Origin of the sequence: Namhaeicola litoreus, from assembly GCF_042679565.1 — a bacterium.
Taxonomy (GTDB): Bacteria; Bacteroidota; Bacteroidia; order Flavobacteriales; family Flavobacteriaceae; genus Namhaeicola; species Namhaeicola litoreus.
The window spans coordinates 939,847-962,747 of sequence record NZ_JBHTMY010000003.1 but is presented as its reverse complement, the minus strand read 5'-3'; the positions used below and the strand labels follow the sequence as shown (position 1 = coordinate 962,747).

The following is a 22,901-nucleotide window of genomic DNA, read 5'->3' as shown; positions in this document are numbered from 1 at the left end:
GCCTCTCTTCTTATATTTCCAATTTGTTGAAAAGTTCTATGAGTCTTGGATCAGATGGTCTTGGTGCATCAGCATCCACAATTTTACCTTCTTTATCAATCAGAATAAATCTCGGTATTCCTTGAATATTGTAATCTTTTACAAAGTCTGAATTCCACTCTTGATTCGCAAGTAATTGAATGCCTTGTAAATTTTCTTCCTTTACCATGGCCAACCATTTTTCTTTATCATCAATTTTATCAATAGATAAACTAACAATTTCGAGATCCTTTCCCTTGTACTGCGCATTCAATTCTTTCAAAAAAGGAATTTCTCTTTTACATGGCGCACACCAAGTTGCCCAAACATCTACATAAACATATTTCCCTTTGAGGTCATCTAAGGATACTACCTTGCCATTGACATCAGGAAAACTAAACTTAGGAGAAATAGTACCAGGCTTGAAAGCCATTAACCGGCTGTGCTCAACTTCATAATTATTATTAAAAAAGGTGATCATTTTGAGATTCGCGTCTTGTTCTTGTTTTTTTACTTCCGGATCTAAATCTTCCGCCTCTTCAAGCAATTGTTCGTTTCTTTTAAGGATCTCTTGCATTTTAGCATCAAATTCAGGCTTTTCAAGGGTGAATATTTCATCGATATTATTCATTAAATCCAGTTCATCAATGTACGCCATTTTATCAAACATATATTGGTTAGTACCCGCACCTCTCCCTTCTAATTCGACCGTGTTTTTAAGGTCATTTGCATCAAAATTCAGGGTGAAATCATAACCATTTCTCAAATGTAAAACAGACTGTTGGGTTCCATCTGTGATACCGTGAAATCCGTCGGTAACTTTTAAAGTATCGCTATAAGAACCATCATCATTGACAAGTATTTCTTTTGAAAAATTATTATTGCCTTGAATCGTTAATTTTTCACTTTTCTTATTCTTAATCTTACCTTTTATTGTAACATAATCTTTTGGTGCTGCTTCCTTACATCCGATGACTAATAGACCCAATGTGGCAATTAGAAAGATACTTTTTAATAAATTCTTTTTTTTCATGTTTATTTTTTGGTTTTATTCTTTTAACTAAATTAGATGTTGAGTGAATTCAATAATTCTGTCAATTCTTCTTGTGACGGACGTGGGGCATTAGCATTTACAATATTTCCTTCCTTATCAATTAAAATAAACCTTGGGATACCAAGGATACTATAATCTTGAACAAAATCAGACTCCCACGCGTTTGGAGCAAAAATTTGTATGCCTTTTAAATTTTCTTCAGCCACCATTTGCTCCCACTTGTCATGATCTTTGGGATTATCAATACTCATACTCACAAAAGCTATTTCTTTATTTTTATATGCTTCAGTGATCTCTTTTAGGTGCGGAATTTCTCTTTTGCAGGGCCCGCACCAAGTTGCCCAGACGTCTACATAAACAAACTTTCCTTTCAAATCATCCAAAGATGTCGTTGTTCCATCGATGTTCTCATAGTTTATGAATTTTGGAGATGGTTTACCGGCAGCTACTTTGATGAGTTTTTCATATTTTTCTGTAATTTCTTTTTTGTGTTCCTCATTACTAGATGAAGCCATAAAAATATCATAATAAGGTTGCACTTCTGAAGTAAAAGTGATACCATATTGTGCATTAGCATAAAGCAAACTATTTCTAAGCGCCTCATTTTCTACCTCCTTTGCGATTAACTTTATATAGTTCAAAGAATAATCTTTCGAAAGGTTCTCATCAGAAGCAATTTGAGCTCCGTAATAATTCTGTAGATAATTTCTATAACTCGACAAATTAGCTAAACTTTGATCATCCAATCTTAACCCTTCATTAAAAGTGTTAAATTCATCCGACACTTTAAACTCCTCATCACCTGATACATACCTTCTCTGTGCTTCATAATTCTGCATTCGATTAGCCCAAGTGTATAATAAATTTGCTTCTTCCAATTCTTTAAACTCTTCACTAATACCCAACTGACTAGTCATAAATGCTAACTGTTTAGTTTTAAGATCAAGTGCTGTCTTGATAAAACTAGCTTCATCCAGGCTGCCCAGGTATGCATAGGTTAGTGTGTCTCCCATATTTTCGTTTTTTAAATAAGTAGCAGACAAATAATTGTTCTCTGCACTGCCATTTCCTTCAAAAATTAAGGTTTCATCGAATTGTTGATAATCTAAATTGACCGATATGTCTGTACCGGGACTTAAAAAAATCGTCGAACTTTCTTTATCTAACGAGATCCGGTAATAGCCGGTAACAATGTTTTCGAGTGTATCATTGAAACTTCCGTCTGTAGAAATCTCTATTTCTTTAATTATTTTATTGTCAATATCCCGAAGCTTGATGATGTTTTCAGAATGATTTATCACCTTCCCATTGAGAAGGGCATAATTCTTAATATCTTCTTCCTGTTTGTTACAAGAAATAAAAAGTGTAATCGAAAAAATAAATAATAAATATCTCACAGTATATCTTTTTTTAACTGCCAAAGATAATATTAAATGCATATTTGATCCTTAAGAAAATCGATTTAACATAAATTTTAAAGTTTCGATGAAAAGTTAGGATTCTAAAGATCAAAAAATGACTAATTTGCGCAAAATTTATCGTTATGACTATCTACCACTTTATCAATAGAGAACAGTTAGATCTTCCAAAAATTTATGATATTCTCCATAATGATGTGAAGCTTAAATTATCTGAAGAATCTATTGAAAAAATTGTCGTATGTAGAACGTATTTAGACGCGAAACTGAAAAAAAGTGATGATCCTATTTACGGTATCAATACTGGGTTTGGCTCGCTGTACAATGTAAAAATTAATAGAGATCAGCTTCAAAAATTACAAGAGAATTTAGTGATGTCTCATGCTTGTGGAACCGGTGAAGTTGTGCCTCTTGAAATAGTTAAATTAATGCTATTGTTTAAAATCCAATCCTTAAGTTACGGATTTTCGGGTGTACAATTAAAAACGGTTGACAGGTTAGTAGATTTTTTTAATTATAATATTTATCCGGTAGTTTATACACAAGGGTCTTTGGGCGCCTCAGGAGATCTAGCTCCCTTGGCCCATTTGAGTTTACCGCTGATTGGGAAAGGTGAGGTGTTTTACAATGGAGAGAAAAGAAAAGCAAAAGATATACTAGAATTGTTTGATTGGGAGCCGATTGCTTTATCCTCTAAAGAAGGATTGGCACTGTTGAACGGAACACAATTTATGAGTGCTTATGGCATTCACCTCTTACTTAAATCGTTCAAATTATCTTATTTGGCAGATTTGATCGGATCGCTTTCTCTTGAGGCTTTTAACGGGAGCTTATCTCCTTTTGAATCAATGATTCACCTTATTCGTCCACATCGAGGACAGCTGAAAACTGCAGAACGCGTAAGAACTTTTTTAAAAGGCAGTGAATTGATGAAGCAATCAAAAAAGCACGTACAGGATCCATATTCTTTTAGATGTATACCGCAGGTTCACGGCGCAGTCAAAGATGCATTGCGTTATGTAGAAAAGACAATGTTGGTAGAGATTAATTCGGTTACAGACAATCCGAATATATTTGTTGATCAAGATCGAATTATATCAGGAGGTAATTTTCATGGGCAACCTTTGGCCTTTGCTTTGGACTTTTTAGGCATGACATTCGCAGAAATTGGTAGTATTTCAGAGAGAAGAATATTTCAACTCATATCAGGTGCGCGAGAATTACCCCCGTTTCTAGTAGATAATCCAGGCCTTAACAGTGGTTTTATGATACCTCAGTATACCGCTGCCAGCATCATTAGCCAAAATAAACAATATGCCACACCTGCATCAACAGATTCGATTGTTTCTAGTAACGGACAAGAAGATCATGTGAGTATGGGCGCCAATGCAGCAACCAAAGCAAAAAAAATCATAGATAATGTTCAGACCATTTTAGCGATTGAATTGATGAATGCTTCTCAGGCATTGTATTTTCGTAGACCCTTAAAAACTTCAGTTTTTTTAGAAAATTTCCTTGAGGCCTACCGCAATGAGGTTCCTTTTATAGCCAATGATAAAGTTTTACACGATGATATGGTTTTAAGCGATCAGTTTATTGAATCTATCATTATCGATAGCGAAGACTTGTTTGGCTAAAACTTTTTCAAAGTTTATTGACTATTTTCAATATTTTCTGCTGGTTTTAAACAGAGTTTGATATTTTTGCAGTCCAAAATAAATAATTATGTCCACGATTCAAGATTTAGAAAATTTCACTACCCAAGTAAGAAGAGATATTGTGAGGATGGTTCATGCAGTAAATTCAGGTCATCCAGGAGGATCTTTGGGGTGTACAGAATTTCTAACAGTTCTTTACAAAGATGTAATGGAATATAATACTAATTTTGATATGAACGGTGGAGGTGAAGATCTGTTTTTCTTATCTAATGGTCATATATCACCAGTGTACTACAGTGTTTTGGCCAGATGTGGATTTTTTCCTGTAAAAGAATTAGATACATTTAGAAAGCTAGATACAAGATTACAAGGTCACCCAACTACGCACGAAGGCTTACCAGGTGTGCGGATTGCATCAGGTTCTTTAGGTCAAGGTTTGTCTGTTGCTTTAGGAGCAGCACAAGCGAAAAAATTAAACAATGACAGCCATTTGGTCTATACGCTTCATGGTGATGGAGAACTACAGGAAGGACAGATTTGGGAAGCTGTGATGTATGCTGCAGGAAAAAAAGTGGATAACTTAATTGCAACGATAGATTATAACGGACAGCAAATAGATGGCTCTACAAATGATGTAATGCCGTTAGGAGATTTAAAAGCTAAATTTGAAGCATTTGGTTGGGATGTTTTGGAGGTAGATAAAGGAAATGATATTGAATCTATTCAAAAAGCTTTGAAAGAGGCGAAATCTAAAACCGGTAAAGGTAAACCCGTCTGTATTTTGTTGCATACCATCATGGGACATGGTGTAGATTTTATGATGCATACGCATGCTTGGCATGGTAAAGCTCCTAACGATGAGCAACTGGAGATTGCATTGGCTCAAAATCCTGAAACACTAGGTGATTATTAAATTAAGGTCGATATTCCTTAAAAGTACCATCTTTAAAAAAAATAACAATTCTTTCAATTGATTCATTACTCCCGGAAAATTCTGGGAGTTTTTTTTGCACTGTATTTTGACTTATGATAGGGGGTAGCTTATCTTCGATTGTTTCTACTTTAGGAAAAGTACCTTTTCCATTGAGTAGCCAATACAATTCAACCTCATCAAAGGTTTTAATTATTTTCAAGACAAAGTCTAAACTAGGTTTGTTTCTTCCCGATAAGAGATGAGAAATACTCGACCTCTGAACATCAATTTTATCGGCAAATTGCGACGCTGAAAGTTGGTAAAAATCCATAACACTTTTAAGTCTTCTAGCAAAATCATCACTGTTTATCATTGTAAACTATATTGTTATTTACAAATGTAATCGAATTTATAAAACTTACAAAAAAAACAATTAGAGTGATGATATTTTTTAATATAAATCTCTACTAATACATTAATAAAAAATATACAAATAACTAGTTATGAATTGTATAAATATATTTAATGTTTAATTGAATATAAATTTAAAGGATTCGTGTCAGAATAACACAGAACAGTTTACTTTTGTAAACTATTCCAACTAAACGTCAATTTACATTTGTGAAATTAAAAAAGTTTACATTTGTAACATGGCTAAAATTGATCGTTTACTTATTGAAAATTGGTACATGCAAAATTTTCAAAAAGGACTTAAAGGAAGATACGTAACCCTACAAAATATAGATCCAATTATAAAGGATTTAGGTGATACGTTTTGTATTTCAGAAATAGGTAAATCGTTTTTAGGGAAATCTATTAAAAAAATTGAATTTGGAAAAGGTTCGCAAAAAATACTGATTTGGTCTCAAATGCATGGTAACGAAAGTACCGGAACTAAAGCCATGTTTGATTTGCTAAAGTTTATGGAGAATCCGGGAACACTTGTTCATTTGCGGAATTCGATTTTAGAACACTGTCAAATTAGTTTTATCCCTATTTTAAATCCGGATGGAGCCGAGCAATACACCAGAGTAAGTGCTCAAAATATTGATTTAAATAGAGATGCAGTAGAACAAACCGCCCCTGAGAGTCAAATTTTATATCATGAATTGAAAATATTTAATCCAAATTTTTGCTTTAATCTTCATGATCAAAGAACAATTTTTAGTGTTGGGCGAGAGAATAAGCCTGCAACTTTATCTTTTTTAGCACCTTCCACCGAAGTGAATAGAGAAATAACGGAGGGCAGAAAAGTAACCATGTCTGTTATTTCGGGGATTAAATCGTTGCTTGACGATTTTATTCCAGATCAGTTAGGAAGATATACTGATGAATTCTATCCAACAGCGACAGGAGACAATTTTCAAAAGGCAGGATACCCAACGGTTTTAATAGAGTCAGGTCATTATCAAAATGATTACAGCCGTGAAGTGTCAAGAAAATACACTTTTTACAGTATGCTTCAAGGTTTGAATAGTATAGTGAATGGATTGGAATATTGTGATTATAAGGATTATTTTTTAATTCCTGAAAATAAGCAAAACCTATATGATATTATATTAAGGAGTTGTAAATTAAATGACGAAAAGACGGATATCGCAATTCAATTAGTGGAAGTTTTAAATGGTGATAGCATAACTTTTGAGCCGAAAATTGCTAATAGAGGAAATCTAAAAGCATATTCTTCGAATATAATTTTAGATACTGACAGAACCAGCAACTTAATATTTAATTCCGAAGAAAATCTTTTGCAGTATATTGTAGATAATCTATCTATTCAATGAAAAAATTGCGATTTTAAGTTTTTTATTTAATTATTTTTATGATATTTGCAATTGATTTAAAAACAAACTATGTCGAAATTTAAGCTTGATGAGCTCGATCATCAAATTCTCGAAGCTTTAATAGAAAATGCTAGAACTCCTTTTACGGATATTGCAAAAAATTTATTGGTTTCCGCCGGAACTATACATGTTCGGGTGAAGAAGATGGAGGAAGAAGGTGTGATTAAAGGCTCTACTCTTACCGTAGATTACAATAAGATGGGTTATACCTTTATTGCATACGTAGGGATTTTTTTAGAAAATTCATCAACAACTTTTGATGTTGTAAAAGAAATTGAAAAGATTCCTGAAATTACTGTTGCTCATTTAACGACAGGTAAATTTTCAATTTTTTGCAAATTAAGAGCGAAAGATACACGTCATGCAAAAGATATCATATTCAGTCTTGACAAGATTCCTGGAATTAAAAGAACAGAAACATCAATATCCTTAGAAGAAGTGATAAATGATAAGAAAAGGTTGATGCATAAAATATTTAAAGAGATAATATTTTAATCAAAATCAACATAACTTTGAAAATCCCTACTCGTTTAGGGATTTTTTTTGCAGTATTTTGACCTAAATAAATGTATGATTTTTCAACACTTAGTTCTAATTTAGCAAGCAATTTTTATTTATGAATAGTCCAATGTCATTCGAAACTTCAAATCTCAGCCAGGAGATGTTGATACAACTTTATCAATCTATGTTAAAACCAAGATTGATCGAAGAAAAAATGCTTGTTTTACTCAGACAAGGAAAAATTTCTAAATGGTTTTCAGGAATTGGACAGGAAGCAATTTCAATTGGAGTCACCCTTTCCCTTCAAAATGACGAGTTTATTTTACCCATGCATCGAAATTTGGGTGTATTTACTTCTAGGAATATACCACTTAGAAAGTTATTTGCTCAATGGCAAGGAAAATTGGAGGGTTTTTCAAAAGGTAGAGAGAGATCATTCCATTTTGGCACCCAAGAGTACAAAATCGTTGGAATGATCTCTCATTTAGGTCCGCAATTGGGTATCGCAAATGGAATCGCTTTGGCTGAAGTTCTTAAAAACACGAATAAATTAACTGCTGTATTTACAGGAGAAGGGGGGACGAGTGAGGGAGATTTTCATGAGGCTTTAAATGTGGCATCTGTATGGAAACTTCCCGTTTTATTTTGTATTGAGAACAATGGTTACGGACTTTCTACACCCATATCAGAACAGTTCAATTGCGAAAATTTAGCGGATAGGGCATTAGGTTATGGGATGGAAAGTCATATCATAGACGGAAATAATGTAGTTGATGTTTATCAAAAAGTCAATGAGATAGCAAAAAGTGTAAGAGTACATCCAAGACCCGTACTGTTAGAATTTAAAACTTTTAGAGTAAGAGGACATGAAGAAGCTAGCGGTACGAAATACGTTCCACAAGAATTGCTTGATTTTTGGGCAGCAAAAGATCCATTAGAAAATTTTAGAGCCTTTCTAAAAGATCAAAATATTTTATGCGATGAGGTTGATATTCAGATCAAAGAAGCAATTGTTCACGAGATAAATGAAGAATTAGATATCGCGAGAGCCTATCCTGAAATCTCCTTTAATGAAGAAAATGAAATCTCTGATGTTTATGCAAATTCAGAGTTCAAACTCGTTCATCCGAGTGAAAAAACCAAAGAACTCAGGTTTGTAGACGCTGTCTCGGAGGCTCTAGATCAATCGATGGAAAGATTTCCGGATCTTGTTCTTATGGGACAAGACATTGCGGAATATGGCGGAGTTTTTAAAATTACTGAAGGTTTTGTTGAAAAGTATGGCAAAGCGCGAGTTAGAAATACCCCAATATGTGAATCTTCTATCATAGAGACCGCCTATGGACTATCTGTAAAAGGTATAAAATCTGTTGTGGAATTACAGTTTTCTGATTTTGTTACTTCTGGTTTTAATCCAGTGGTGAATGTGCTCGCAAAATCTTACTACCGCTGGGGGCAAATGAGTGATACTGTGCTTCGAATGCCATGCGGAGCTGGAGTAGGTGCGGGACCATTTCATAGTCAAACCAATGAGGCCTGGTTTTTTAAAACACCTGGTTTAAAGGTTGTTTATCCCGCTTTTCCTGCTGATGCAAAAGGTTTATTGGCTACAGCCATTGAAGATCCCAATCCGGTGATATTTTTTGAACATAAAATGCTGTATCGCTCTGTGCGAGAAAATGTTCCTACAGATTATTACCACATTCCTTTTGGGAAAGCAAATGTGTTGAAATCAGGGAATGATATAACTGTTGTTACCTATGGGGCTGCTGTTCATTGGGTTATTGAAATAGTGCAGAAAGAAAAAATAAGTGCTGATCTTATAGATTTGAGATCCTTAATTCCCCTGGATACAGAAACTATTTTTGAATCTGTGAAGAAAACAAATCGAGTGATCATAGTTCAAGAAGATACGTTGTTTGGAGGTTTGGCTTCTGAAATTTCAGCATTAATCACAGAAAACTGTTTTCAGTATTTGGATGCGCCGGTAAAACGCGTTGGAAGTTTAGAAACTCCAGTACCATTCTCAAAAACCTTAGAGGATAATTTTTTGCCAATCAATCGAATTGAAAAAGCAATGAAAGAACTATTATTATTTTAAGATTTGTTTTATAAAGCCCTAAAATTATTTAGTTAACATTAATTAATTTTAATTAAATTTGACTAATTAATAACTAAACCCTTTTTAAAATGAAAAAAGTACTATTCTTCATTTTTGCTTTGGTCATCATATCTTGTAGTTCATCTTCATCAACTACGTCAGCTCCCAAAGCAGAAAAATTAAGTAAAAAAACACTTAAAGGCACTTGGGAAATTACAGACATTAGATTTGTAGGTGACAAAGGACTTTATAAAGCTTTCTTATTCGACCTGGCTGACTCTCCTTGTTTTAAAGGAAGTCAATGGGTTTTTATTCCTAACAACGGTTCCGGTAAGTTTTCATTACCTGGTGGTTCAAGTTGCGAGGCCGTAACTAACCGAATTCATTGGTCTTTTTACGAACCCGGAGATGCCACTTATCAATTTCAGTTTAAATACGTTGATGAAAAAGGTAAATCACTCGATGGAGCCAATACAGGTTACCGTAGCAATATTGACGAGTTGACACCAAATTCAATGATCATGAGAGTAGCTACAACGTATGAAGGAAATCCATTCGATGTATTGCTTACTTACACAAAAGTTTCTGAAGACATAACCCTATAATTTTTATAAAAATGAAAAGAATTACAAGTATATCATTATCAATGCTTTTGGTCTTAGGACTTACTTTGGGTAGCTGCACTGCTCTTCAAAATGCCAATAACACGCAAAAAGGTGCAGGTCTTGGTGTTGCAGCCGGCTCACTTGTTGGTGGCTTAATTGGAGGAAATATTGGAGGAGCCTTAATTGGTGCAGCCATAGGTGGCGCTGCCGGAGGGTTGATAGGAAACCATATGGATAAACAGGCCGATAAAATAGAAGAGGCAGTCCCGGGAGCAGAAGTAAAAAGAGTGGGCGAGGGGATCCAAGTTGTTTTTGACGACAAAAGTGGAGTGAATTTTGCCTTGAATAGTGCAGATCTAACAGAGACTGCAAAACAAAATTTAAATGCCATTGCCGAAGTTTTTATCGAATTTCCTGATACAGATTTAATGATAGAAGGTTATACTGACGATACCGGCGAGGATTCTTACAATTTAAAATTATCAGAAAGAAGAGCAAAATCTGTAGAATCTTATTTAAAAACCCAAGGAGTTGCCGCAGCTAGATTCGCTAGTGTAAAAGGTTATGGCGAGGCAAGCCCCAGATTCCCAAATGACAGTAAAGAAAACCAAGCAAAAAACAGACGTGTAGAGATTGGTATTGCTGCAAATGAACAGATGATTCAAGATGCCAAAGCCCAAACGGAATAAGTATCGGATTTAAAATTTTTAAAAAGGTCAGTTTACTGGCCTTTTTTTGTTTTTGGACAATTTGCAGTAAGATGATGGTATGGTTTTATTCATTTTATGGTTTCAATTTCAATCATTTTTTATACTTTAGAGAAGTATCTATGCATAAAATGAATTTTTAATCAGACTTCATGACTCACGAATTTAAAGAAATTATTTCGGGCTTTTTATTGGCAAAAAACAAAGGGTTTAAATGTGTACTCGCAACAGTCGTAGCCTTAGATGGTTCTTCTTATCGAAAGCCTGGTGTTCGAATGCTAATTGATTCTAAAATGAATATGACCGGAGCTGTCAGTGGTGGTTGTGTCGAAAAGGAAGTTTGTCGACAAGCGGTTTCTGTTTTAGAGACCGATATGCCGAAAATTATGACCTATGATGGCAGATATAGATTAGGATGCGAAGGAATTTTGTACATATTGATTGAACCATTTGATCCTTCATCCGAAGTAATAAGTAGATTTAATTCAGCTTTAAAGAATAGAGAATGTTTTGAAATTCACAGTCATTATCAAAAGGAAATTAGTAGTAATGAAAATTACAGATCGAAAATTTTATTTGGATCAGAAGTGTATACTTTCATTGATAGGCATGAAGTAGGTTTTGCTTTACAGAAAATGGAAAAGTTGATCGATGTTTTAAAACCTTCTTTACAATTATTAGTGATTGGAGCAGAACACGATGCGGTTCAACTCGTGAAAATCGGAGCTTTTTTGGGTTGGAATGTTAAAGTGATTACCCAGCCAACAGATGAACAAGTGTTAGCTGATTTTCCGGGGGCAGATGAAATAGAATATAGCTTACCCGAACAATTCAACGGATCTAACATTATTGCCCCAAGCGCTGTTGTACTCATGAATCATAACTTTGTAAAAGATTTACATTTTTTGGAAAAACTACAAGATGTAGAGGTGTTTTATATAGGAATCTTAGGGCCTGTGAAAAGAAGAGAAAAATTGCTTAATGCACTCATCGAGAAGAATATTTTAGTCAAAGAATCCTTTTTAGAAAAAATATTTTCGCCTGCCGGTTTAAATATTGGTGCGGTAACTCCCCAAGAGATTGCCTTATCTATTTGTGCAGAAATTCAAGCCGTTCAAAAGAAAAAAGAGCCCAGTTTTTTGGTTTCCATAAAAGGAAAAATTCATTCTTAGATAAAAATATTGCCTTCAATTAATCTAAATAAAGAAATGGCTGTTGTCATTCTGGCTGCTGGAGCAGGTTCAAGAATGGGGAAAATTAAACAACTTCTACCTGGTTCCAAACGTTCGTTTTTAGAAGAAATCATTGAAAAAGCCATGAAGCTTGAAACTTCAAATGTGTTCGTTACTATAGGTGCGCATGCTGAAACAATTAAACCAAGAATAACTCATTTTCCAGTTGAGATCATTATTAATAAAAATTGGCAAAAGGGTTTAGGTAATTCGATCGCTTTTTCCACTGGGTATATCATGGAATTTTCCAAGGAAATAAATGCCATTCTTTTTGTTTTAGTAGATCAACCTTTAATTGATTTAGAGTATTATAAACAGCTTATAAATAAGTATATAGATAATAAAAAAAATATTGTTTGCTCAAATTATAACAACACCCCAGGTGTACCTGCAGTTTTTGGAAAAATGTATTTTAAAGACTTAAATGAGCTAACAGGAGACGTAGGTGCAAAAAAGATTTTGATGGCAAATATTGGGGATGTTGAACTTTTAGAAGAGCAAAATAATTTATTGGATATTGATAATTTGGATGATTATTCGGATTACCTTAATTCAATCTGATAATTCTGTTTATATTTATTTCCTTTTAAAAATATTTACATGAAGAAATCCTCAATTCGAAAGAACTACTTTTTTTTGCACCAAGTCCTTTTCTTTTTTGCGGTTTTTGCTATCTATGGCCAAAATGATGAGGCCCAAATCAAATCGTTTTATGACAACTCTTTAACCCAAGGTCAAAGTTATGCCTGGTTAGCTCATTTATCAAATACAATTGGAGGGCGATTATCTGGTTCTGAAAATGCAAAATTGGCTGTTGAATACACAAAACAAGAATTAGAAAAATTAGGATTTGACGTATACCTACAACCCGTGCTGGTACCAAAATGGGAGAGAGGTAAACCGGAAGAAGCATTTTTAAGGGTTAACGATAAAAAAATAACAGTAAACATCTGTGCTTTAGGTGGGTCTATTGGCACACCTGAAAAAGGTCTTGAAGGAGAAGTGATAGAAGTGAATGGAATGAATGCATTAGAAAAATTAACTCCGGAGGATGTGAAAGGAAGAATTGTCTTTCTAAATGAGCCAATGGATCCGACACAAATACACACCTTTAAGGCATATGGGAACTGTGTTAACCAAAGATATTCCGGTGCTTTGGAAGCGGGAAAACTCGGGGCAAAAGCGGTTGTTGTAAGATCTTTAAACCTTCGCCTAGATGATTTTCCTCATACAGGTTCTATGACATATGGTGATTTAGCAGTTGAAAACAGAATCCCATCTGTTGCCATTAGTACGAACGATGCGGAAAAATTGTCAAAGCTCTTAAAAGAAGAGTCTTCGCTGAGTCTCTACTTGAAAATGTCATGTAAACAGTTTGACGATGTGCTTTCTCATAATGTGATAGCTGAAATAAAGGGCAGTGAATTCCCGAATGAAATAATATTAGTAGGCGGACATTTAGATAGTTGGGATCTCGGAGATGGGGCTCATGATGATGGGGCTGGTGTCGTACAATCGATGGATGTTTTAAGACTTTTAAAATTAACCGGAATTAAACCTAAAAGAACCATTAGAGCAGTACTTTTTATGAATGAGGAAAATGGTCTGAGAGGAGGGCTAAAATATGCAGAAGAAGCAAAAAAGAAAAATGAGCGCCATATATTCGCCTTAGAGAGTGATAGTGGAGGGTTTACACCCAGAGGTTTTTCTTTTGATTGTAACGCGTCGTATTTTAACCAAGTATTGCAATGGAAACCCCTGTTTGAACCTTATTTAATTCACTATTTTAAGCAGGAGGGAAGTGGCGCAGATATAGGACCATTAAAAAGTGAGCATACTGTTTTAGCAGGTTTAAGACCCGATTCTCAGCGTTATTTTGATTACCATCATGCATCCAGCGACACATTTGATGCGGTGAACAAGCGTGAATTGGAATTAGGTACTGCTACCATGACTTCTATGGTTTATTTATTCGATAAATATGGATTGCAAGAAAATTCTTTAAAACATTAAATCTATGCTCCTTAAAATTTTAAAAATTCAAATTGTTTTCATCATCTTTCTAAATTCTATCCAATTGGAAGCACAAAAAACTGATTTACCTTTTTATACAATTCCGGAGTATCCGGAAAAAATAACAGAAGCCGCCATTTTACAAAGAACAATTGATGGACTGGGTTTCAGATATTTTTGGGCTACAGATGGTTTAACAAAAAAAGATCTCGATTTTAAAGCTTCAGAAAACGGAAGAACGAGTTTTGAAACTTTGGAACATATCTTCGGGCTTTCTAATGTCATTTTAAATGCGTTTGAAAAATCACCAAATAAAAAACAGGAGAAAGTGGAAATGAGTTACGAAGATTTGAGGGCAGCTACATTAAATAATTTGTACAAAGCCTCACAGATCCTTCAAAAAACAGAAAAGGTAGATGATTTTCTGATTATTTTTGAACGAGATGGAAATAACTCAACTTTCCCCATCTGGAATCTGATCAACGGGCCAATTGAAGATGCAATTTGGCATTGCGGACAAGTGGTTACCCTAAGGAGAGCTTCCGATAATCCTATTAACCCAAAAGTGAATGTGTTTTTGGGAAAATTAATGGATTAGAAAAGTTTTCGTGATAGATTTATTCCATAAAATTTTTACAAATTTCGATTTCCTCTGGGCTGGTGTTGCCTGTGTTTTTTTGGGGATGAGCAAAGCAGGCATCAAAGGAATAGGGGTTTTGGTGGTCTTACTCATGGCTTATGTTTTTGAGTCCAAACCATCAACGGGTGTTCTAATTCCTTTAATGATTTTGGCCGATGTAATGGCCGTTTATTATTACCACAGACACGCCCGATGGATGTACTTACTAAAACTACTTCCAGCCATGTGTGTAGGTGTTTTACTCGGAGTTTGGTTCGGACAATCTATTTCTGAAGTATTGTTTAAGCAACTCATGGCGGGATTTATTTTACTGACGATCCTAATTATGTTCGGTTTAGACCAAGCTAAAAAAAGAAATATCCCCAATAATGTGTTTTTTTCAAGTGGGATGGGCCTACTATCTGGTTTTACTTCTATGATAGGGAATTTAGCGGGTTCCTTTGCCAATATTTACTTTCTTGCCATGCGATTGCCAAAAAATGAATTTATCGGGACAGCAGCTTGGCTTTTTTTTATCATCAACGTATTTAAATTGCCTTTTCATATTTTTTCTTGGAAAACGGTTACCAAAGATTCTCTTCAAATAGATTTGTTTTTAATTCCATTTGTTTTTTTGGGTTTCTATCTTGGAATTAAAGTGGTGGAGAAAATTAACAACGAGTTTTATCGAAAATTCATTTTGATTGTCACTGGTTTAGGTGCTATCTTTATCTTGTTCAAATAGTGTACCCATGGAAGAAATATTTTTTCAGTGTCCTTATTGTTGGCAAGAAATATCAATGTTGATGGATCCATCAATCACAGAACAAGTGTATGTAGAAGATTGTGAAGTGTGCTGTAATCCCATCGAAATAAATCCCGTGTTTAGAGATAACGAATTGATAGAGCTCAATATCAAGGCTTTAGATCTGTAACTTTTTGAGTTTTGTCCATTTCAAATAATACAAAATGGCTAAAGAGCAAACACCCGATATAAAAAAGCCTAGAAAAAGGGGCAGGGCAGTATTCTCTATATTCTTTCCAATATAAGTACTAATAGGGATGGCCATTGATGTTGAAATAAACCCGGTTAAAGCTGCGCCAATTCCCGCAATATGACCAATGGGTTGCATGGCGAGTGCTCTCAGATTTCCAAATAAAAATCCTATACAGAAAAATTGGACAGCAAAAAAAGCAATGAGTACCCAAGCAGCAGGATTGCTTTTTCCGGAATAAAGTAAAACAAATAATAAGGAACTCAATATAAATCCGTAGAGCGAAAGTGTGACTAACTTTTCCATACCAAAACGTAATACAAAAGTTCCGTTTAAAAACGTCGCAAGGAGTATTGTAACTGATAATCCAGCAAAAATGAGCGGAAAATCATTTGCCATATGGTATTGATTATGAAATATTTGCTGTGCCGCACTTAAATAAATTATAAAGGATCCTGTGATAAAGCCGGAAATAACAGTAAATCCTAAGGTTCGGGGATATTTAAACAATTCTTTGGTACCATCTGAAAACAAATGCCAGGTAAATTTTGTTCGATTCTCTTTGCTTAAAGTTTCTGGCTGACGCTTCCAGAACCAAAAGGTCACAAATAGGGTAATGATCAGCTGACCATAAAAAATAGCTTGCCAATTGTAATGATCCAGAACAAATTTACCTGCTGCCGGTGCGATAATGGGTACGAGTAGAAAAACTACCGTAACAAAACTCATGATTCTGGCCATAAAGTCGCCACTGTATGTATCTCTGATCATAGCAATACTGATGGTTCTGGCCGACGACAAGCCCATACCTTGCAAAATTCTGCCAAAAATCATGGACTCTAAATTTTCTGCATTTAGACAGATAAAACTTGCGAAAATAAAAAGCAAAAAACCAAAGTATACGATAGGTTTACGTCCAAAACTATCAGATAAAGGTCCAAATAATAAAGGTCCAATTCCTAATCCTAAAAAGATCATGGAAATAATGAGCTGGTTTTGACTATTATCTATGGTACCAATTGAAATTCCTATGAGGTCTAGTGCTGGCAATAAAGCATCGATAGCCAGGGCGGCAACCGACATTAATGATGCCATGAGGGCGATAAACTCGAATTGTTGAAGGTTTGATTTTTTCACAGCGCAAAAGTAGGGGATTCTTTTGGTTTGTTCTAGAAGGTAAGTTTTAAAATATTCTATTTAACATAATATAAATTATAGTACAACAAACAACAATTAGCGAAATAGCGCTTTTGGGCGATATTTGACATAATTGCAGATATAACGCCTTTAGACTTATATCGATAGTAATTATGTCAAGCTAATTGGGGCTTCATTAGATTAATTTAGATGTGTAGCCATAATTTGCCGTTATATAAAATAGCCAAGAAATAGCTGTAATTCTTTTTAATATTTTGTACTTGGATCAATAAAATTTCAAATACGCGATTCTCACGAATTAAGATTATTAGAATTTAACAAACAACATTAACTAATGATTCCTATAATATCGTATTGAACAAATATCCAGATGTAATGATACAAAGTGTAACGACACCAAAAAAGATAGCGATTAGTTTTAAAGTCATTACTTTTTTTAATAGCATGGCTTCTGGCAATGATAGACCCACTACGCCCATCATAAAGGCAATTGCAGTTCCTAACGGAATTCCTTTAGCAACCAATACTTGAACTACGGGTAATACACCTGAAGCATTCATATACATAGGCACTGCCATAATGGTAGCCAATGGAACAGCAAAAAGGTTGTCCTTTTCCATATATTTTTCAAAAAATCCTTCTGGAATATAACCGTGCATTAATCCGCCAATGGCGATACCGACCAAAACATATGGAATGATTCCTTTGAGGATTTTTAATACTTCTGCCCAAATAACTGGTAAGCGTTGTTTAAACGTTTGTTTTTCTGCTTGAAATATATCTTGCTCTCTTTGCGCGTTTGCTAAAACTTCTTTTACCCATGGCGTTAGATAGCCTTCAAGTTTTAGATTTTGAAGTATGATGCCAGATATAGTTCCTAATAACACACCACTAATTACATAAATTATTGTTGTTTTTAAACCAAACAAGCCCACAAATAGTCCGATAGCTACTTCGTTGACCAAAGGTGAGGTAATCAAAAATGAAAAGGTTACACCTAATGGGATTCCTCCTCTCACAAAACCGATAAAAAGAGGAACAGATGAACATGAACAAAATGGTGTAACTACCCCAAAAAGACTTGCCATAAGGTATTCTAAACCAAATAATTCATTCCTTGATAAATAGTTTTTGACCTTGTCTATGGGAAAATAACTATTGACAATTCCCATAAAAAAAATGACCACAAAAAGTAGTATCAAAATCTTTATGGTGTCATAAATAAAAAAATTTAAGGCTGCTGTAAGATGTTGCCCCTGGTTCATCATGAGGATATCATAAACGAACCAATCCGCTATATTTTGTACCCAATCAAACATTACTTACTTTGCATGTACTACTGAAAAAGAATCAAGGTTAATTCAATAAACCAAACGAGGGTTTAAATACTCTAAAAGTGAAAGAACTTCCTCTTTTGAAGGCACTCTACCCTTTATTGTAATAACTTCATCAATGACTAGGGCTGGTGTGGTGAGAACGTTGAACTTCATAATTTCCATGATGTCCTCAACTTTTTCTACAGTAGCATCAATATTGTTTTCAGAAACCACATCGTTTACTACACCTGTCATAGATCGACATTTTTGACAGCCTGTTCCCAGTATTTTAATGACTCTACGCATAATTTTATTGCTAATGTTTTGACGATAAATGATAAACTTTTAAAAAAAATCAATGGAAAAACTGTTGGAATAAGGTTTTCGCATGCTCCCAGTTTTTTTGATTGATACAATACTTTATTTTGGGCGGTTTTAATTCTCCTTGAATTAGACCTGCATTTTTTAGTTCTTTCAAATGCTGTGAAATCGTAGATTGTGCTAAAGGGAATTCGTTCACTAAATCTCCGGTAAAACAACTGCATTGATTTGCCAATCGTTTAAGAATTGCTATGCGAGTTGGATGACCTAAAGCTTTGGCAAATTTAGCCAATGTTTCAGTTTCTTCATTATATGCTATAAGCTCCAAATTTCTTTTCATCTAATCTTGTAAATTGCTTTTATAGGGTCAGTTTTGCTAACATTCTATAGTGTGGTTAACTTCCTCCAATTTATTACTCATCACTTATCGCAAATAAACGATGAAAATGTTCAGAATAACATGATCTTCGTCATATCGTCATAAATTATTTCAGTTCAAAGATAAAAAGGCATTACATATTTAATAGATAAAACATTTCTAGAGGGTTTTTACGCTAAATTATGGGTGAATCCTTTTTCCAAGCCTCCTACCCTGGCATATTTCAAGTAAAATTAGACCTGCTGTCAACAGGTCTAATAAAACAAGGTGTCAAAAGATAGATTGAATTGAATTTGGAATCCTATTTTTTAAATAAAGGATCCGCTCCAATTGTTCCTTCAAGCAGCTGTAAATATTGAGTAGAATTTGTTTCTTCTAGTTTTGACTTTAAATGCTCTAATTTTTTCAACAAATCCATAGCACTAACCAAATCCGCATTGATCGGATTTGAAATAAAATTTTTGATATAAGCAATTTGTTTATTGTAGAATGCAATATCCTTTTGTTGTTTTAATCTCAATCTTTCTTTGTACCAATCACTTTGTAATACATAATCTCTATCGAAATATTTTCTCAAAGATGGATCACTTATTTCTTTTCCTTCAAAATGTCCGTAAGCCATGATATGTAATAGTATTTTTAATGGAGGAATGGCTGCTTCAACACTGCCGTCCTCAAAATACCGAAGAGCCACTTTTTGTTGAGCTTCTACGATATTGTTAATTCCGTCAACAAAATCATCCAATCCTTGCAGTTCTGGCTTTAACATTTTCTCATTAAACACGGCATTTGGTTCATCGAAAAGTCGATTCAAACAACGCCATGAGAAAATATTTGTTATTCTGTAACCTAAGCGACTGGCTAAAACTTTTTTACCATTGTGTTCAAAATCTTCTAATTTTTCTAAAGAGCCATTGGCTATCAGAGCTTTAGGATCTCTGTCTTCAGGCTCTAAACGAGCCCAAATTTCAGGGATCAACAAGCTTATATCATGATCAACTTTATTCTCAGCACCCACATAACCGGCTGCGGTACTAAAAGCATCGGATTCTGTAAGAATATGTGATAACAAGGCATTGTTGAGATCGGTAGTTGGGGTAAGCATGTTAAATGGTCCTTTTGTTAAAGCACCTTCTGAACCTGCACCTGTGGTTGATGGAGATTTACCTGTAAGACTACAAATAAAATCCATAAAAAGCTCAGGAGTTTCCTGATAATGGATAGGATTATACACAGCTAAGGGTCGGATGCCTGCTTCTTTATCTACAGGATTATTTCTTCTTCCTGGCAATACGGCATTAACCACATTGATTACCGGATCTTCAGTCTTAACTTTTCTGTATAGACGAACACCTATTTCACCTAAATAACTATCTTCAGTTTCATTAATAAAAATATTACGTTCGAGGTATCTCGGGTTTTTCGTGGGTTCTCCATCTACGATTCTCGTATGTGAGGGAAGTGCAAAATACTCTTCTTCATTCGGACTATTGACAATTTCTAAGATCAAATCTTTAACGGGCTGCGTGTATTTGTCAAAATTAATAGTATCCTCATAAATTTCAATCGCGTCTTGCTTTTTTAATAACTCATAGTTTGTTAAAAAAACATGATCTGATACGAGATCTCTTTCCGCACCTTCATCATATCCCCTTACTATGGCTTCATCAGGCCTTTGGAACAAATGAGATTCACAATTGGCAACAACTTTGAAGCTTTTGTTCTTAAATTCCGGATTTAAGTTTTTAAAAGATGCCCTTGGCAATGTGATAGACGCCGTAATATCGTCTTCTAATTGTATCTTTTGGCTTGCAGAAAAATCAGAGCGCAATTTATTTAACAACCACCGACCTTCGGGATTAAACCCGATTCTAACATAACTTCCTACAACATCCGTATTAAAATATTTTAATCCCGTGCCCTTTTGTCCGTTTACGATTTCTACAGACATACAATCTTTCCAATTTAACGATTCGTGATCTTGACGGTATAATCGCTTGACAAATAGTACTAAAGATCTGATATGAACAGGGATATTTCTTAAAAACTCGTTAAATTCATCATTGTTCTTATCAGAGGGTGTGAGTAATTTTACAGCAGATCCTAAAGTTCTGCCCTTACTTAAAAATGACCTTGAAGGAGGTAAACTCGGATCGTAATTTTTCCATCGGGTAGAATAATTGTATTCAATGATTTCATCAGCTTTTTTAAAGTCTTCATCAATATCAATGATATTAAATGTGCTATAGGTAATGGCATTCAACATCGATTTTGAAATTTCTGATTTACCACCACCGGAAACTGTACATGGTTTATGGCAAAATATACCTTCTGGTGATGTATTGACAATTCTCCAAAGAGCAACTGCTTTGTGTTTTTCTAACTTAAATTTATTACCTGTTGGATGAATATATGTTTTGCAAGGAGACAAGATGAGTTTCTGCGCTTTGTCATTATATTTCCATGTGATACTGTTGTTATTGGTATTGATATAGGCATTCTCTGGTATATAAACCAAGTTCGGATATTTTTTATCAATAGCGTAATTACCCGGTTTTACCACAATGCGATCCCCTAATATTTTTTTAATTTCCTCAAAGTTATATTGGTTATTGTATTTTTCGGAAAACGCGCTTCCATCAACAATATCCCCCATCACTCCTCTAGGAAATGCAATGGCGCCTCCGGCATGCTCTTCTTCAACCAAACCGTATAAATTAGCAGAATAACTAATCTGGGTTTTTATTTCTTTCTTGGAATAGCCAAAATAATTATCGGCAATAATCGTAACCACTACTCCCCTATCATCTCGGCAAGTCACTTTAAACGCACTACCATCATTGTATAACTCATCTTTATTTTTCCAGCACATACCATCTCTTCTCTGACGTTCTGTGGCATCATCGTAATGAGGTAGACCAACATCTCTTTTCTTTAATGTTTTTAATTGAGGCGCTAAAACAATACATCCGGTATGACCGGTCCAGTGTTCCGGATCCAAAGCGGAATCATTCTGAGCCAGGTCAGGATCACCGGCGTTTCCAAAAATAGATTCGACAAAATCTAGATTAGTGACCAAACTACCTGGAGCAAAAAAACGAACTTCCATCGTTTTCTTTGAAATAACTCCTTTTACTTCTGGGCAAACCATCGGTCTCAACAATAAGGAAACCATTACTTTGGCCTTATTTTCTTGATCTGACGTAAAGGGTAATATTTTTAAATCATCTGATGGCGTAAATGCCGATTTTAAAAAATGTGCAAATGTAATTTTTGGAACCTCAATCTTATCCAATGGAACGGGCAAATCACCTTCTACGATATGAAAAGTTCCTTTGGTAGTTCTTTTGTCATGTACAGGATTGTTTAAAATACCCTGTTTTATTCTATAAGAGGTAATATTTTCGCTTTTAAAAGTAGAGCCATTGGGAGGTAAACTTAATTCTCTTGCTTGTCCTTTTTGATTGAGAATTAAAGTGTTGTTTGGTACCCTTAGCCCTTTGGAAAAATCAATTTCTTTTAAATAATCTTGAATAAAAGCTTGAATTCTGGTATCGGCAGGTGAAAGATAATTTGAAAGTAATCTAGACTTTTCTTTAAATCCCTTTGTAAGTTCACTGGTTAGTTTTTGTAATTTCGGATTGCAAAACTTGTCTATATCATTTTCATGATCCTGAAAAATGGGTTGACCTAAAGAAGCCAATTGTAAATTTATATATTGTACCGTTTCTTTTCTGTTGGGATTAATTTTCGATTGCCGCTTACTCATTTGTAGGATTGTTTATTTATTTCTCTGAATGACTTTATATTTCTTTTATTCATAACCACCAATAAATTGGTTAACCAATTTAAGCGGCAATACAAACATCACAAATTTCAACAAAACAAGGGGTTAAAAAAACATTTTTGTAACAAATTTTATGATTTGTTCTTAGATAGACAGATCTTAAAATTTTGTTTAAAATAAAACAATAGGATCTTTGGTAGTTATGAAAACTATTTAAGATGAACCTGATTTAATGATAGATTATTTGGAAATGCAGACGACT

21 protein-coding genes are annotated in these 22,901 nt (G+C 34.5%); 13 read left to right on the top strand and 8 right to left on the bottom strand.

All coding sequences use genetic code 11. The annotated features are described in order from the left end of the window. Positions 1 to 10: 10 nt before the first annotated feature. Together ACFQ39_RS11590 and ACFQ39_RS11585 are read right to left on the bottom strand one after the other, a co-directional pair. Positions 11 to 1,051, bottom strand: a complete 1,041-nt coding sequence (locus ACFQ39_RS11590; protein WP_377179073.1) for a TlpA family protein disulfide reductase — start codon at positions 1,049 to 1,051, stop codon at positions 11 to 13. A gap of 32 nt (positions 1,052 to 1,083) precedes the next feature. Next, a complete protein-coding gene (locus ACFQ39_RS11585; RefSeq protein ID WP_377179071.1) occupies positions 1,084 to 2,469 on the bottom strand; it encodes a TlpA family protein disulfide reductase in 1,386 nt (461 codons plus the stop codon). A gap of 146 nt (positions 2,470 to 2,615) precedes the next feature. On the opposite strand from ACFQ39_RS11585, the gene hutH reads away from it, so the two are divergent. Beyond that, positions 2,616 to 4,127 (top strand): histidine ammonia-lyase, encoded by a 1,512-nt coding sequence (gene hutH, locus ACFQ39_RS11580; protein WP_377179069.1) that lies wholly within the window; start codon positions 2,616 to 2,618, stop codon positions 4,125 to 4,127. An 88-nt stretch (positions 4,128 to 4,215) separates the two neighbouring features. After that, positions 4,216 to 5,061, top strand: coding sequence for a transketolase (locus ACFQ39_RS11575; RefSeq protein WP_377179067.1), 846 nt, complete (start codon positions 4,216 to 4,218; stop codon positions 5,059 to 5,061). A gap of 1 nt (position 5,062) precedes the next feature. Here the strand turns inward: ACFQ39_RS11575 and ACFQ39_RS11570 are convergent, their stop codons facing one another. Continuing rightward, the gene (locus ACFQ39_RS11570) at positions 5,063 to 5,434 is read right to left on the bottom strand and encodes a helix-turn-helix domain-containing protein (RefSeq protein WP_377179066.1); all 372 of its coding nucleotides are present in this window, start codon (positions 5,432 to 5,434) and stop codon (positions 5,063 to 5,065) included. 316 nt (positions 5,435 to 5,750) lie between these two features. Here ACFQ39_RS11570 and ACFQ39_RS11565 point away from each other — a divergent pair, with 316 nt between their 5' ends. From ACFQ39_RS11565 to ACFQ39_RS11515, 11 genes are all read left to right on the top strand, one after another. Further along, entirely contained in the window at positions 5,751 to 6,845 is a 1,095-nt protein-coding gene (locus tag ACFQ39_RS11565; RefSeq protein WP_377179065.1) for a M14 family zinc carboxypeptidase, read from the top strand. Positions 6,846 to 6,914: 69 nt separating this feature from the next. After that, positions 6,915 to 7,400 carry an Lrp/AsnC family transcriptional regulator gene (locus tag ACFQ39_RS11560; protein WP_377179064.1) on the top strand — a complete coding sequence of 162 codons (486 nt, stop codon included), beginning with the start codon at positions 6,915 to 6,917 and terminating at the stop codon, positions 7,398 to 7,400. 121 nt (positions 7,401 to 7,521) lie between these two features. Then, a complete protein-coding gene (locus ACFQ39_RS11555) occupies positions 7,522 to 9,507 on the top strand; it encodes an alpha-ketoacid dehydrogenase subunit alpha/beta (protein WP_377179063.1) in 1,986 nt (661 codons plus the stop codon). A gap of 89 nt (positions 9,508 to 9,596) precedes the next feature. Further along, positions 9,597 to 10,112, top strand: a complete 516-nt coding sequence (locus tag ACFQ39_RS11550) for a lipocalin family protein (RefSeq protein ID WP_377179062.1) — start codon at positions 9,597 to 9,599, stop codon at positions 10,110 to 10,112. A gap of 11 nt (positions 10,113 to 10,123) precedes the next feature. After that, entirely contained in the window at positions 10,124 to 10,801 is a 678-nt protein-coding gene (locus tag ACFQ39_RS11545; RefSeq protein WP_377179061.1) for an OmpA family protein, read from the top strand. Between the two features lie 170 nt (positions 10,802 to 10,971). Further along, a complete protein-coding gene (locus ACFQ39_RS11540) occupies positions 10,972 to 11,991 on the top strand; it encodes an XdhC family protein (RefSeq protein WP_377179060.1) in 1,020 nt (339 codons plus the stop codon). Positions 11,992 to 12,000: 9 nt separating this feature from the next. Continuing rightward, positions 12,001 to 12,612: a nucleotidyltransferase family protein gene (locus tag ACFQ39_RS11535; protein ID WP_377179059.1), complete on the top strand. Its 612-nt coding sequence runs from the start codon at positions 12,001 to 12,003 to the stop codon at positions 12,610 to 12,612. 39 nt (positions 12,613 to 12,651) lie between these two features. Next, on the top strand, positions 12,652 to 14,064 hold the full coding sequence (locus tag ACFQ39_RS11530; RefSeq protein ID WP_377179058.1) for a M20/M25/M40 family metallo-hydrolase: 1,413 nt from the start codon (positions 12,652 to 12,654) through the stop codon (positions 14,062 to 14,064). 4 nt (positions 14,065 to 14,068) lie between these two features. Further along, positions 14,069 to 14,662, top strand: a complete 594-nt coding sequence (locus ACFQ39_RS11525) for a hypothetical protein (RefSeq protein WP_377179057.1) — start codon at positions 14,069 to 14,071, stop codon at positions 14,660 to 14,662. Positions 14,663 to 14,672: 10 nt separating this feature from the next. Further along, entirely contained in the window at positions 14,673 to 15,428 is a 756-nt protein-coding gene (locus ACFQ39_RS11520) for a sulfite exporter TauE/SafE family protein (RefSeq protein ID WP_377179056.1), read from the top strand. Positions 15,429 to 15,435: 7 nt separating this feature from the next. Then, complete coding sequence (locus ACFQ39_RS11515) at positions 15,436 to 15,618, top strand: CPXCG motif-containing cysteine-rich protein (protein ID WP_377179055.1); 183 nt, start codon at positions 15,436 to 15,438, stop codon at positions 15,616 to 15,618. Here the strand turns inward: ACFQ39_RS11515 and ACFQ39_RS11510 are convergent. The 5 genes from ACFQ39_RS11510 to ACFQ39_RS11490 form a co-directional block, all read right to left on the bottom strand. Continuing rightward, entirely contained in the window at positions 15,607 to 16,815 is a 1,209-nt protein-coding gene (locus ACFQ39_RS11510; protein ID WP_377179054.1) for a multidrug effflux MFS transporter, read from the bottom strand. The two genes, ACFQ39_RS11515 and ACFQ39_RS11510, sit on opposite strands and share 12 nt — an antisense overlap. A gap of 362 nt (positions 16,816 to 17,177) precedes the next feature. Continuing rightward, positions 17,178 to 18,155, bottom strand: coding sequence for a permease (locus ACFQ39_RS11505; protein ID WP_377179053.1), 978 nt, complete (start codon positions 18,153 to 18,155; stop codon positions 17,178 to 17,180). A gap of 42 nt (positions 18,156 to 18,197) precedes the next feature. Next, positions 18,198 to 18,458 carry a thioredoxin family protein gene (locus ACFQ39_RS11500; protein ID WP_377179052.1) on the bottom strand — a complete coding sequence of 87 codons (261 nt, stop codon included), beginning with the start codon at positions 18,456 to 18,458 and terminating at the stop codon, positions 18,198 to 18,200. Between the two features lie 49 nt (positions 18,459 to 18,507). Beyond that, a complete protein-coding gene (locus ACFQ39_RS11495; protein WP_377179051.1) occupies positions 18,508 to 18,813 on the bottom strand; it encodes an ArsR/SmtB family transcription factor in 306 nt (101 codons plus the stop codon). 340 nt (positions 18,814 to 19,153) lie between these two features. Beyond that, on the bottom strand, positions 19,154 to 22,621 hold the full coding sequence (locus ACFQ39_RS11490; RefSeq protein WP_377179050.1) for a hypothetical protein: 3,468 nt from the start codon (positions 22,619 to 22,621) through the stop codon (positions 19,154 to 19,156). Positions 22,622 to 22,901: the final 280 nt, after the last annotated feature.

What these genes read in the sequence shown, in the direction of transcription:
- ACFQ39_RS11590 (WP_377179073.1), bottom strand. Translation starts at nt 1,051, where the DNA reads ATGAAAAAAAAGAATTTATTAAAAAGTATCTTTCTAATTGCCACATTG.
- hutH (WP_377179069.1), top strand. Translation starts at nt 2,616, where the DNA reads ATGACTATCTACCACTTTATCAATAGAGAACAGTTAGATCTTCCAAAA.
- ACFQ39_RS11575 (WP_377179067.1), top strand. Translation starts at nt 4,216, where the DNA reads ATGTCCACGATTCAAGATTTAGAAAATTTCACTACCCAAGTAAGAAGA.
- ACFQ39_RS11570 (WP_377179066.1), bottom strand. Translation starts at nt 5,434, where the DNA reads ATGATAAACAGTGATGATTTTGCTAGAAGACTTAAAAGTGTTATGGAT.
- ACFQ39_RS11565 (WP_377179065.1), top strand. Translation starts at nt 5,751, where the DNA reads ATGCAAAATTTTCAAAAAGGACTTAAAGGAAGATACGTAACCCTACAA.
- ACFQ39_RS11560 (WP_377179064.1), top strand. Translation starts at nt 6,915, where the DNA reads ATGTCGAAATTTAAGCTTGATGAGCTCGATCATCAAATTCTCGAAGCT.
- ACFQ39_RS11555 (WP_377179063.1), top strand. Translation starts at nt 7,522, where the DNA reads ATGAATAGTCCAATGTCATTCGAAACTTCAAATCTCAGCCAGGAGATG.
- ACFQ39_RS11550 (WP_377179062.1), top strand. Translation starts at nt 9,597, where the DNA reads ATGAAAAAAGTACTATTCTTCATTTTTGCTTTGGTCATCATATCTTGT.
- ACFQ39_RS11545 (WP_377179061.1), top strand. Translation starts at nt 10,124, where the DNA reads ATGAAAAGAATTACAAGTATATCATTATCAATGCTTTTGGTCTTAGGA.
- ACFQ39_RS11540 (WP_377179060.1), top strand. Translation starts at nt 10,972, where the DNA reads ATGACTCACGAATTTAAAGAAATTATTTCGGGCTTTTTATTGGCAAAA.
- ACFQ39_RS11530 (WP_377179058.1), top strand. Translation starts at nt 12,652, where the DNA reads ATGAAGAAATCCTCAATTCGAAAGAACTACTTTTTTTTGCACCAAGTC.
- ACFQ39_RS11525 (WP_377179057.1), top strand. Translation starts at nt 14,069, where the DNA reads ATGCTCCTTAAAATTTTAAAAATTCAAATTGTTTTCATCATCTTTCTA.
- ACFQ39_RS11515 (WP_377179055.1), top strand. Translation starts at nt 15,436, where the DNA reads ATGGAAGAAATATTTTTTCAGTGTCCTTATTGTTGGCAAGAAATATCA.
- ACFQ39_RS11505 (WP_377179053.1), bottom strand. Translation starts at nt 18,155, where the DNA reads ATGTTTGATTGGGTACAAAATATAGCGGATTGGTTCGTTTATGATATC.
- ACFQ39_RS11500 (WP_377179052.1), bottom strand. Translation starts at nt 18,458, where the DNA reads ATGCGTAGAGTCATTAAAATACTGGGAACAGGCTGTCAAAAATGTCGA.
- ACFQ39_RS11495 (WP_377179051.1), bottom strand. Translation starts at nt 18,813, where the DNA reads ATGAAAAGAAATTTGGAGCTTATAGCATATAATGAAGAAACTGAAACA.
- ACFQ39_RS11490 (WP_377179050.1), bottom strand. Translation starts at nt 22,621, where the DNA reads ATGAGTAAGCGGCAATCGAAAATTAATCCCAACAGAAAAGAAACGGTA.